Annotated in this window: 6 protein-coding genes; 1 reads left to right on the forward strand and 5 read right to left on the reverse strand. The window is 49.0% G+C overall.

What is annotated here, in order from left to right; all coding sequences use genetic code 11:
* Positions 1-201 precede the first annotated feature (201 nt).
* From NA330_RS05720 to NA330_RS05740, 5 genes are read right to left on the reverse strand one after another with little or no spacing between them, the layout of a single operon-like run.
* A complete protein-coding gene (locus NA330_RS05720) occupies positions 202-2,430 on the reverse strand; it encodes a hypothetical protein (protein WP_001650670.1) in 2,229 nt (742 codons plus the stop codon).
* On the reverse strand, positions 2,427-7,142 hold the full coding sequence (locus NA330_RS05725) for a hypothetical protein (RefSeq protein WP_024149218.1): 4,716 nt from the start codon (positions 7,140-7,142) through the stop codon (positions 2,427-2,429). Before NA330_RS05725 ends, NA330_RS05720 begins: the two co-directional genes overlap by 4 nt.
* A gap of 11 nt (positions 7,143-7,153) precedes the next feature.
* Positions 7,154-9,352 (reverse strand): DEAD/DEAH box helicase, encoded by a 2,199-nt coding sequence (locus NA330_RS05730; protein ID WP_023202712.1) that lies wholly within the window; start codon positions 9,350-9,352, stop codon positions 7,154-7,156.
* Entirely contained in the window at positions 9,349-10,665 is a 1,317-nt protein-coding gene (locus tag NA330_RS05735; protein WP_023202711.1) for an ATP-binding protein, read from the reverse strand. Before NA330_RS05735 ends, NA330_RS05730 begins: the two co-directional genes overlap by 4 nt.
* Before the next feature lie 3 nt (positions 10,666-10,668).
* Positions 10,669-12,972: a TerB N-terminal domain-containing protein gene (locus tag NA330_RS05740; RefSeq protein ID WP_223175020.1), complete on the reverse strand. Its 2,304-nt coding sequence runs from the start codon at positions 12,970-12,972 to the stop codon at positions 10,669-10,671.
* Here NA330_RS05740 and NA330_RS05745 point away from each other — a divergent pair.
* Positions 12,883-13,089, forward strand: coding sequence for a hypothetical protein (locus NA330_RS05745; protein ID WP_223175023.1), 207 nt, complete (start codon positions 12,883-12,885; stop codon positions 13,087-13,089). The two genes, NA330_RS05740 and NA330_RS05745, sit on opposite strands and share 90 nt — an antisense overlap.
* The last annotated feature ends 33 nt before the right edge of the window (positions 13,090-13,122 follow it).

Here is a 13,122-nt window from a genome sequence, read left to right on the forward strand (position 1 = left end):
GGAATCATATCCGCGATTAACGTACTGTTTGTTATTGGTTTTGTTGGTATTTCTCGTAAACAGTGCCCCCATGAAGGCCCCCATAAAAAATCGCTTTGGTTTTGTGATGGTTATCACGAAAAACCGTTATTTAGCGAGTGGGGCTTCGTTATGTGTGGAGTCAGGTCCACACATAACGTGTTAAACACAGCCCCACTTCCCTTAATTCTCCACCATCAACCGGGCAAGCTTGGCAAAAATCGAACTCTTGCTGCTTTCGCCGCTCCTGAGCATATCCAGGGTAAAGCTATTGAGGTGAACGCCAGTTAACGGGTGACTAAATACATCTACGGCTTTGCCTTGGGCGTCCCATATCAGCAGATTTTCCACTAGGTTAGGTCGTGCAATAGTAGGATTTGTAGGCTGAGCATCACTCACCAGAACAAACACCCCGTTTTCATGCGGTTGCAAGTAAATATGGTGATGCCTCATTTTTTGCTCTTTGGTCAGCGAGTCGTATTTCGAACGGCCTGGTGATATCAGATAGGGCAGTACGTTTTGATTCGATTTTGCTGAGCGGGTGATGGTGTACCCGTTAAATTTATCCCCTTTATGCTCCGCCAGCGCTTTTTCTTGCTCCTGATAAGCGTATGAATCGACGATATTAAATTGCGCCGGGCCAATCAGGCGCGGCACGCGGGAGCTGTTGTAGGTGGTAAGCAGTACATCTGCGGCGTGGTCGTAGAGATAGAAGCTTTTGTCGAATAATTTCTTTAATCGTCCCAGAGAGGGATGATCAACAGAGAGATATTCTAATTCACCTTCAGCGATCCCGGTATCAACCACCCTAAGTTGGCCGTGCTCAATTTTTAGTTCAACATGCCCAAGGAGAGAGAGATTGTTTTTCGTTTTGCGTACCGCATAGGCGGTATAGTGCCCGTCCGCCAAATCTGGTAGTGGGATGTGATGCTGATTGAGTAAGCTTTCTTTGAACCATAGTTCGGTTTTCGTTCGGCGTATCTTACTGTTTAGTAAGGTAACTGCTGACTTGAGACGGCTGTGAGGCTTCGTAAGATCGATTTCGTATTGAGCAGGGTCGCTCGCCGAGCGTTCATTAATAAGATCAATCGCATCCAGCAATTTGCAATCAATATTCATACCCTGCAAGACCACAGGTAGCGGTTGCTGATTTAGCCACCCTTGCAAACGATCCAGTTTAAGCTGGGTATAAGTATCCCAATTGAGTTCAGGTTGTTTTCGGGCGTCGGCAAAAGCCGCATAGAAATCATTGTACTCAACAGATTCACTATATTGCTGGCGGATGCTGTTGCTCCGTTCTTCATCTACCGTATTGAGCACCAGAATAGAAGTATTGGCGGGCAGCTCAGAAAAGCCGGTTTGCTGAGAATGTTTAAGCGATGCCAGCGGCCAGAGTTGATATTCGGGGAACTGGATGGCTAATGTGTCAAAGAAATAAGCTTCTTGCGTGGCGCTGAATTCGACGCCGTTATTAACCACCAATAGCGTATTAGCCAGTTGTTGATCGAGGTCGGTAGCGAACTGATTGACCTCGTGGGTGGCCTGAAATGGGATAGGTTGATGGGGGATCCCTAGTTCACTGAGCCGCTCGCAGGCTGCGTTCATGACCACGTTATAGGTATAGGCCTGGCATTCACCATAGCCGCTGCGCTCACGAAAAAAGTCCAGTTTGCTATCCCGGGCATCAAGTTTGCGCCGGGCTTTGAGCCGACGATTATCGATGTTAAACCACACGCAGGTGTCGTCCAGAGAGAGGTGCAATTCATCCTCCGGTTCGACCAGAAATTTTCGTTTGTGCAGGGTAAAGGCGAGTTCGTTATATTCTGATGCATAAATGTCGAGTTCGAATGCCTCCATCACGCCAGTGCTGCTTTTCTGCGTGACGGGCTGACTCAGGCGAGCGTTGAGATAGAACGTAGAGTTGAAGTAGGTTGGCGGTACCGAAAAGCGCTCGCTGGCTTGTTCCAGCATTACCATTTTCAAATGCAGACTGAACAACCCCTGAATCAGGCGAGACAAATCATAATTTTCAGCGGTGAGTCGCTGGCAAAGCGTTTCAATGCGTTCTGCCAAAGTCCGATGCGTTGGGCTGTTTGGTGCAGCAGGTGCCAGGAAGAAAAAGACGTGCTCGTAAGTAGGTAAAAGATGTAGCTCATATTTTACGTCCTGCCTGGCATCCAGTCCAAGTTTCTGCCGCACATAGGATTTTACCTCCTGATGAATACGCGCATAGTAATCAGCGGATTTTTCTTTTCGCTCTTTAGTAAAGCGCTGAACCATAAAATCTATTGTATATATATTAGATACCGGAACCAGTAGACGTTGGATAGTCGTCAGCTGATCTTCTTCAAGCTTGATCAAATTGGTGCGGGCAATTGGGGCGTCTGACAGCTCATTCAGATTAGGGATCATGATACTTTTCCTTTAGTCGGCAACTTTTCTACACCCAGTAGGGTTAGTAACATTGGGTTAATGTCCAATGTCATGCTCAGTTTCGAGTTTTCCTGAGCTCGTCCGCTCTCTCGATTTTTGGGCTGATAGTACTGGTAGTCGGTTTGCAACAGGTTAAGGTAGTGGATCGTGTGATCCACGTTATCTTGCCACATCAGATTATTGGGATTCTGGCTGTAGGCGATGTTCAGATAGACAAATCGAATGCGTTCGTAACGGCCTGCCAGCACCGCCTGAAGCTGTTTCTGCCCCTCTGTATCTGCCTTTTGGCTGGCGATATTGCGGATCTGGCGAATCTTGTTGTCGCTTTTCTCAAGCGTTTCTTCTGCCCGCGTTAAATCGTCCAACTGCGTCGCCCAGCGTTTAACGTCGATGCAGAGCAGGTCGTCACCTACTTCAATAAAGCGGTCAAAAAACTCATATACCAGCGGTTCAAGGCGTTCAAACACCTGTTGGTCGGAGAGTGGGGTAACACCATAACTTTTTAGCACTTTATCGAAGAGATATTCACCGACATTGCCTTTGAGCAACGGAACTAGTCTGGGGTTGGGTGCCCATTTTTTGAATGCCGTTTCCTGGATGTTGTCACATTCACGAATCAACTCGCCGACCAGGTTGCCGGGAGTAAAATCGATATCGTTTCTATACTGCGGAAAGAGCGTGAGTTCTGGCCGGTACTCTCTTGCGCCGCCAGCGAAATCCGACAGGGCGGAATAATCTCTGTGGACAAGTCCATCCGGGCCGCGTTTGTGGCAAAGTAAAATAGTTTGGTTGCCCTGATGGCGGTCGATAAACAGGGTGTGGTGGATAGATTGCATTTGCCGATTGGCGGCATACAAGGAATTAGCCTGAAGTTTTTCCAGCCAACGCAGGGGATCGGTAAAGGAGTCAGAATCGCGGAATAAATTACACAATTCGAGATATTCAAGGTTACCGGCGCGTACCCGATTTATCCAGTCGGTTTTCAGAACTCGCTTATGAACAGCATCGATGCGGAGACCATTTTCTACGATAGCCTGTTCAAACGCATGCCGCTGTTCTGCATCACTAAATGACTGGCTCTGACTCAGCTTTTCGCACTCCTCCATGAGGCGGTGGTTAAGCAAGGACATGCTTTCTGATACTACCTCGTTACCGCTATCTTCACTGAGAGCGGCGAACTGGAATGCAACATTACGGAATACATCGCGGGGTAAAAAGATTTCTGTTTTCAATAGAGTGTCGCGACGCTCGACTCGGCCTACGGCCTGCACGACGACTTTGAATAAGCTCATATCATGTTCGGCCATTAACAGGCGATAGTTTTCGCCATGGGCGAAATTAACGTTGAAATCGGCCAGCTTGTGGACGGTAATATCGTCATCGGCGTAGTGTTTAAGCACGGTAACGTAGTTAGGTAATGTATTGAGGTTGCCGCTGTTGTCCTTTACTTCGCTGTAAAACGAGGAGTTGATGAGCACTAAGCGCTCAAAATCGACATCCAGACGTGATGCATTGATATTATTAATATCGCCGTCATGGTATTTAACAAAGTAGTTGAGGCCAGTGCCCGCACTTTTGTAGCTGCTCATAAATACCAGTACGGTATTGCTGTTCTGGAGATAGGTTTCTTGCCTGATATCTTCGACATTAGCCAGTGGTGAATCGAAAAAGACCAAATGGACGGTGTGACGCCCTTTGAATGGGGTAAAGGTCAGGATCTGGTCATGTTTCTTATCGTTATCCGTTTTTTTATCGCACCGGGAGTGCATACCGTACTGCTGACGCCAGGCTGGCTGATGCGTGCGCCAGGCGCTGATAAAGGCCCGCTTAAATGTCCCTGAAAGTGACAAAATCAGGCTGTTTTTACCTTCGTAGGCGGCAAGCAGTAACGCTTCCAGTTCCCGCTGGCACTGACGCCGTTTATAGGTATTTTTCAGGTCGTATTCCAGCGGTTTCTTCAGCGCGTCGAAAAAGTTGTCATACGTCCTGCGATAGATTTCACAATTTTGGTAGATATCGGTCAATTTTAACTGCTTATCATCGAACACCCTGAAGTCGACGTTGCGGATACTGGCCCTCAACCCGCGTAATGCCTTAAGCGTATCGATATCTGCCTTTTCGCGTTCAACGACCCGGTAGCCAAGGTCGCGGCTATAGCGCGCCAGGAAGCGACGATTGAAGTTACCGTTTTTGGTGTGGCTAAAACCGCTGGTGGCGCTAAGCCCTATTACTTTATTGTGCGTGCCGGTTAATAAACGCAGCAGCATGGCTTCGGGCAACTCTTGTACCAGATCCATTTCGAACGCCAGAATAATTGTGCGCTCGGCTCCCCTGTTCACGTAATTGAGTTCAGCTATAGGCGTCATCGTGAATACGGTTTTGGGTTGCAGATAAGTGTAGAAATGATCAATCAACAAGTTTTCATCGGTGGTGCGATCGAAGATATGTCGCACTACGCCGGCTACGTTATTGGCTGCGTCAACAAACTGGCCCAAAGGCGTATTCTGGCTGCTGGAGTTATCCTGGCCGCCATTCTTTACCCAGCGCTTAAAGTGCCGGTTGGTGATTTCAGAACAGGCGGCGAGGATGACGGAGACCAACTGGAACAGATCGTGCAGGGTGGGATTGGTATCGCTGGCATCATTTTCGACTTCGTAATATAGCTCGGTGCGCGTTATGTCGCCTTCGCTATTGCGCCTACGAATGCGTTTCAGCCCTTCTTCATTGACGTACATTTTGGGGTTAAAGCTGAATACGTTGCGGGTGATGGAAATGATGCGTTCGGCGGCGTCGCCGTTGACTTCAAATGCCCCTAACTGGTCACGAAACATCTCCAGGATCGATCCCAGCGTTGTACCGGGGGATAGTTCGCACTTTTCCGCCAGTAAATTGCGCAGAGTAGTGATGAATTTGACCATCTCTTGCTCAAAGGTCGTTTGCGCTTCTTTGGGCTTGTTTCGGCGTTCTAAGCTGAGTACCGCGTTGTGAATACGTCCTGCGACGGAAATAACGTGCGCCAGGTTATTTTCCTGTGTGATTAGCTTTACATGGCATGTTTCGTCAAGGCGGGTGTAGGCTTCATGTAGTTCATCAATGATCACCGTAAAACGAATATTTTTCTGGCGAAAAGGACAATCTGGATTGCGTCTGAAGTGTTCGTCGCGAAGATAGGTAACCTGCCCGATATGACCGGCTGCCGCAACGGTGCTAATCTGTGGATCTTTGGGAGTCAGCTTACCGCCAATCAGCAAGTCGAAACCTACGGACTCAAAACGCACACCTTCGCCTCGCTGACGAGGCACCAGTCGGTAAGTTGATGTGTCGAACTTATTCGTGGTCATTAATAGCACTGACGGGCGGTACTGGCAAACTTCGAAAGGCAATACCTGTTTGATAAGCTCGAAATAGACTTCGTGTACGCTTATCTTAGGTTCAAGCTTTCCTGGTTTTCGCACTGTCTCCGCATTTTTCATTCGCTCCTGGCGCGCCTGGAGTCCGCGACGAATGTACTCTTTAATTGAAGCTTTTTCACTATCTGGTCCAAATAGTAATTTACAGGCTGACTCAATCGTATTGCGGATACTGTGACGACAGTTTTTTAGCTGCTCTTCGAGAATTTCTCTTTCGTAGTTGGTATCCTGAGAACCGTATGTTGTCAGCTTTTTTAACTGCTCTTCACAGCGATCAATTTGTGAAACATGATAATTGAGCGAACGCATAGCGACGCCGATATATTTGCTACCTTTCGCTCCTTCGTACCATTGAATATAGCGGTCGCGGTTTTTCAGGCCAGAGGCCCAGTCCATAAAGTCGAGGTCGGCAATATCCTTACGAGAGAGAACGCAAACGAATTCGCCGCCAGCGGCCAGAATTTTCTCTTTCTGGCTGCTGTCCAGGTCGATTTGTGATTTTTGCGGCGACATGAACAGCAGGTTGGTAAAGCCACCTTCGGGAAACAGATCATCTGACTTTGGGGTTTTGGCGAAACGCTCCAGATATTCGACATACCCTTGAATTACGCCATAGCTTTTGCCGAATCCCGTGCCGTCGGAACTGAAAATGACCTCAGCGCCATCACGTTCATGCACGTGGTAAAGTTGAGAGACTCGGGCGCGACAAGAGTTAATATCTTCAATCAGCTTTGCGTCGGGAATTTTATTGGAGATGAAGTTTTGCAGATTATTATTGATAGTTTTCTCTCCAACACGCTCACACTTACGGTAACTATTGATAGCTATTTGATCGCTTTCGATCAGAATCTTTTCCACCTGCATGGGGGCAAGATGCAAGGCTGTCGCGATTTCATTTATAGTATTGGACAGTGGTTCATGTGGATTGCTAATCGTGAAGTGGTTTAGTGCTGCCGCAACGGTATCTGGATGCAATGCTTTTCTGAGGGTGGGAAAGGTGAGGCTGTAATCGTATAGCGCTAAATCATTGCTTATCAGGCAGCGAAACGGTTGTTTAGTGGGATCGCCACCAGGACGGCTGGCAAATCCCAGGATTTTTGCCTGTTCGAGGCGATAAAGCAATGCTGCGGCATCGCGGTCAGGTGAGTCAAATGCATCGTGGAGCTGCTGGCTAAATGGCATTGTGGCATTCAGCCGGTTATGGCTGACCAGCGCGGAAAAGTGCTGACGCACCAAGATTAGCAGCTTACAATCTTCCTCTATAGTCCAGCTTTTTCTCATTCTTCTTCCCCTTAATATAAATGCCCCTGTAACCACTCCTCCACGCGCTCAACATCAAAAGCGCGTAACCCATACTCCTGCGTCAGCAACGCCTCCGGTAAATACTCATCATATTTTTCGAGGCTCTTTTCAACGATGCTTTCGGCAAGACGGGATTCGGAAGGTAGCCCTTCCTGAAGTGCGCTGAATAACGCCTGTTTAACCTCCGAGATCGTAGTTTTTTCTACTTCAACCACACCAGCAAATGAGCCCGCCTTGAAACCGCGCTGGATAAGTAATGCCGACAGCGTATTTACGGTTTGATCGCCAAGCCAGGGAAGAATGTAGACATGCTGCCCCTGCTGAATAAAATATTCCGAAGCCAGATTATTGTTGCGAAAACAGTGCAGCCCTTCATCAAACAGGTTTCTGGCCGTGGTATCGGCAAAATCGGCTTTGCGATCGCCAACGGTGATGCGGTAGTCTCCCTCCCGATAAATGGTAAGCATTTCCTGGCGGACGACATCATGAATTGACATCCCTTGTCCGCAAAATAACGGTGGCTGCCCACCCTTTGTCGCCTCGACATAGATGACTTTTTTATCACTATTGATATCGGTTACCTTCCAGCGTCGACCGCCGAAAATAATGTGTTGGTCAGGCATTAGTGGGGAATCGACGGGGATAGAGCCCAATATTTTGCTCCCCGCCACAATACGAAACTCTTCCGGCGTGCTGAACACGGCGTAGAAGGTGTATTGATTTACCTGACGTTCGCCCTCGACGCCCAGAACCAGTTCGCCGCTTGATAGCTGGGTCAGAAACTGGTGCTCTCCCATATGCTTCAATAACGTTTTGAAGTCATCGATTCGGACTTTCTGAAATGGCCCTTGTTGACATAGCTGTGACCAGATCTGATCCGCACGCACGCCTCCCCACTGTGCCACGATCGCCAGAATCTGATGGAACAGGGTGGAATAGTGCATCTGCCGGGTATCGGCGGGCTCAAACCATTTGCTGTCGATAAGTAAGCGGATCATGGCCAGCGACTGAACAAGCTGAAGCCTGAGCTGGTCGACAATGCCTGATGTTGGCGTCAGTTCATGTTCGGCAATCAGCATTCTCAATACGGCAGGCGAGTCGCGCCGACCGGAGCGTCCCATTCGCTGGCGCAGGCTGGCTACGGAATGGGGGGCGGTAACTTGCACAACGGAGCTGACTTTACCGATGTCGATGCCAAGCTCTAACGTCATCGTACAGATGGCGGTGGTGGGTAAGTTGCCTTGTTGAAGCCTCTGTTCCAGCGTTTCACGCAGATCTCTGGACAGCGAGCCGTGATGCGGGAAGAACTCGTTGGGTACGATGTTTGCTTCACTGAGATCGCTAAGCGTAGCGGCAATGCTTTCGGTCCGTTTGCGACTATTAGCGAACACCAGATGGGAATCACCGCGACAGAGGCGAAAGATATCATGGCAGATTTGCGTCTCTGCTGACGGTGGTGGCTGCTGGCCTGTGGTGGTCAATGGTTCCAGATAACCTTTCACCTGCACTTTTAACGTGGCGTGAGTCTGACTATCAGTAATAATGTCGCAGGGTAGACGTTGATTTGGCCGCAGAGATAAAGGTACTCGCTCCAGTTCCCCCAGTGTTGCGCTGAGTGCGACTCGGGGGACTGGATTGTCGATTCTTCCGAGCAGGTGATCGATTCGATTTAACAGAGAGAGAAGCTGCATACCCCGCTCAGAACCGATGAAAGCATGGAATTCATCAATGGCGATATAGGCCAGTGGCGCGAAAGCCAGCTTTAACCATCCCGCATTGCGGATCAGCATCGCTTCCAGCGACTCCGGGGTGATAAGCAAAATACCGGCAGGATTCTTCTTTGCTTTCAGCTTCTTGCTCTGCGCAACATCGCCATGCCAGGGTGTGACCGGCATCGCCAGCGCATCGCCGAGGCTTTCCAGCCGCCGATACTGATCGTTAATCAGGGCCTTAAGTGGGCTAATGTATAGAATGCCAAAACCGCCCTGAATATCCGCAATGGCAGAACAGGCGGGCAGGAAAAAAGCTTCCGTTTTACCCGCGGCAGTCGCGGCGCTGATCAGAACATCCCGATCGCCCGCTAATATCGGTGGAACGGCTTTTTTTTGCAGTTCCCGGAGATCGGCCCATCCCTGCCGGTATATCCACTTCTGTATCCGTGGATCCAGCCGCTGGTATTCGTTCATCATAATCTGAAGTCGGCCAGACCATCCTCATCGGCATCTTCTGCCGACGTTATTTCATCCATATCGCTGGGCTTTTCTTCCGCGATCGCGACACCCGCGATTAACTGTGACCACTGAATGGACGGGTTTTGTTCCAGCACGGCCAGCATATCCAGGAAGGCTTTAATCGTGTTTCGTGGCGTACGGAAATAGGCATCGCCAATAGTGTTGCTACAGTGGCGTAGGAATGCCGTCAGCGCATCATCAGGAACCAGATAGTTATCCGCATCGCCGCCGGAATAAACGTGACGTAGGTTTTTCAACAGAATGTAGAGCTCTTCCGGCGTCAGGCTGGCTAAATACAGGGAAGGGGACGAATAATCAATCACCCCAGCCCGCTGGGCGAAGCTGTTTTCCGCCAGTCGTGACTGGAGCGCTTCGTAGCTGTATAGCCCCTTGCGTGGATCGAACAGGAACTCTGGCGTACCGCCGAGTAAAAAGCCGATATATTCAGCCGTCCCTTGCAGACAGTCATTCAGAATACGCAGTATTTGTTCATAGTTGGCAACCCGGGCCTGAGTATTACTGAGCTTATACAGATTGACCATCTCATCCAGATTCACCAACAAACCCGCGTATCCGGCCTGACGGACAAACAGGCTCATCAGCTTTAACGAGTCGTAGAAAGAGGCATCAGAAATAATGGTACGCACACCCAGATCGTTACGGGCGTCGGTTTTCGTGGTGTATTCACCTCTCAGCCAGCGAATGGCATTTGATTTTAATGTCTCATTGTCCTGCTCGTGGCCCTGCCAGTAACATTCAATGACTTTGGCGAAATCGTAACCGCCAACCATATCAGACAGGGCGGCGAGCTTTTGGTGAATAATTGTCGGAACAGGTGTGTTTATACTTTCCGCTTCTTTTCTAGCTTCCGTGATAAAGCGCTCAACCACGCTTAATAATGCGTTTCCGTCCGGCTTATTTCGCGTAGATAGATTTTTCATTAGCTCGGAATAGAGGTTACGCGCCTGTCCACCCGTCGCGTGGATGCGCCTGTCCGGGGATAAATCGGCACTGATTGTCACCAGTTTTTTCTCTAGTGCAATTGAGCGCACAACGCTTAAAAAGAATGTCTTACCTGAGCCGTATTCCCCGATAATCAGCCGGAATCCTGCACCGCCATCCGCGATACGTTCAATATCCTGATACAGCGCTTTTATCTCGTTGACCCGGCCAACCTGAATATGCTGAATACCAATTTTAGGCGTCACTCCTGACTTCAATGACTGAATAATAGCGTCTCTTTCTTTGAGACGAATACGAATGCCAGACATAAATTATCCTTTGAGTTCTTGTGCAATTTCCAGGTCAACGTAAATATCATCGTCATCATCAAGCACCGGGGCGTCAACCTGTTCGAAAGACCAATCATTAATTGCTTCAATCGCGCCGCTTAGCATCAAATTAAATTGCTGGCATAGCTCAGCGACTTCGTTTCGCGCCCAGCGCTCTTTTTCCAGCAAACGTTGGTAAAGCTGGTGATGTGCTTCATCAAGACCTGCGCCAGCGTCTGGCGGGATCTCCGCCGGGGATTCATCTGCGGGTTCATCTTCGGTGAAGATGGTGTTCAGTAACTGGCGTACGTCCGTGGTATCAGACTCATGACGGGCAAGGATCCGTTCATCAAGAGAAAACGCGCCGCTCGTCGCTGATGGGGTTTGTAACGTAGCCGTCGGCGTTGTTTCTGCGGTTGACAGACGGTGGATATCGCTGGTGACGGTACTGCTGTCCAGACCAAGGCTGGCGTAGATTTTTTCCAGTTGCTTAATTTCAGCCGGATCGATTTTTCCATCCGCGCAGGCGACGCTGATAATCACGTTGCCAATAGTGGACTTATCTTTATCGCTGAGCTGCTCAATTTTACCTTTCAAGCCGGCCTGATTTGCAGGCGTATTGAGCCGCCAGGTGAGGTAGGCGTGCAGCGAACGTTTTTCTGTTGGTGACAACGCGTCGTTATGATTAATCGTTCTCTCCAGCGCAGCCTGTTCAGCAACGTCCACGCGCTTGTCCATTTGTGCAATCATGGCGCCCAGCCGAAGCGCCACTGAGACTGATGTAAATTCCGCCGACGGTACGTAGAATTCCGCATGTCCTTCGGGAAATAAAACAAGATGTCCTTCTGGTTCTGGCCGGACAAGGTGATAGCGCATATCCGGCGCAATGCCGTAGCCTGCTCGCCGGGCGAAATTTTGCATCAGTTCGGCTTCTTTCTTATTAATCTTATCCGGTACAGGCATACCCAGTCTGGCCCAGAAATCAGCTACTGTCGCCAGTCCTGAATAGTCACGGATTTTATCATCTGCCCAATGTTTAAATTCAGCAAACAGGCGTTCTGCGTCTTCGGTCAGTATTTCATCGGGAAGCAGCATGATGGCGGCGACATCGCTTGCTGAGGCATCTTTTTTACCGAGATAGCGACTGTAGGTATCCAGCGCGTTGATACAGGATTCTGCAACAGAAATTAATTTCTGAACTGGGGCTTTTAAAACGCTGGGATCGGGAAGATCCATCTGTTTTTTTACCTGAAGTTCCCGAAGCGTACCACTGGCGGGGGTATAGCTTAGATGCAACCGTGTTTTATTGGGTTTGACGACAATACCGTCACCGTATTTTTGGGTATAACGCTGTTTGAATAACGCGGAAAATTCAGCATGACATCGACGGGCAGGCGTGCGCAGGGTGTAATCAGGAAAATAGTGTATCCATGCCAGTGCCAGATCGGCATAAACAGGCTGTCCTTTATCGACCACCGTCGCCAGATTTAATCTGAACAGTAATGAACTTCTTGACGAGAAATATTCGTTTTCGGTATGTATAGAAAGTAACTTCGGTCTGAGAATGATCATCATTTCCAGCAACTGTGTTGCATAATGACGGAAGGAACCGCTTGCCTGAAATACGGTTCTCAGGCGCGATATCTCTTCGAATAATGCTTTGAATTCATCGTCAGAAATGGCTTCTTGTGTGCCATCCGCCAGTACGCGGCGTTCAAGACCGTAAAAATAGATAAATACATAACCAACGGGGCAGGTCGCATCGCTGCGATCGCTTGCCAGCCAGTCAAGATAGGCACCACGGCAGCGAGGGGAGAGTGTGGCAAAGGTGGGCCAATATCCCAGAGATTCATCATAATAGTGGCGTGAACCAGGCTCAATGGATAAAGAGTCATTAACCAGAGAAGCATCGGAACCATCGTTGTAAAGATAGCCATATTCACCTGATGAATATGTTTTTAACTGCCCACCAAAATAAAAATTACCGTTCTTAATGACGATGTTTTGAATAGTGATGCTTTCTCCCGGTTTGACCCATCGCGCTGGCGTGGTATTGCGCCGGGGGGCTGTTTCTCGCGGCTGTTCACGATGGGTGCTGTATTCAACCGTTTGCCCATTCACAAAAGTAAAGGTTGCCAGTTCGTCATCATCGGATGCCTGAGAATGCATATTTGTCACGCTGTTGGCTGGCTTATTGGGATATTTGTGTTGAGATGAATGATTTATTTTGGTGATGATTTTGCTGTTTACTTTGGGGGGCGGCGACTTTTTCTTTTTGGAAAACAGAAGCCAGATAACCGCCAGCATAATAACAAATATCCAGAAGCCCATTCCGTGCCCTTAATCGCTGATAACGCTTCCCGGCATTGTTCAACTATCGGCAAAGGCGGTAAGCATAAAACTGGAAGAGAGATCGTAAAATGATACCGCGAATGGGCTGGAGTACAAGCATGAAAC

The organism is Salmonella sp. NW722 (assembly GCF_051702785.1).
Classification (GTDB): Bacteria; Pseudomonadota; Gammaproteobacteria; order Enterobacterales; family Enterobacteriaceae; genus Salmonella; species Salmonella enterica.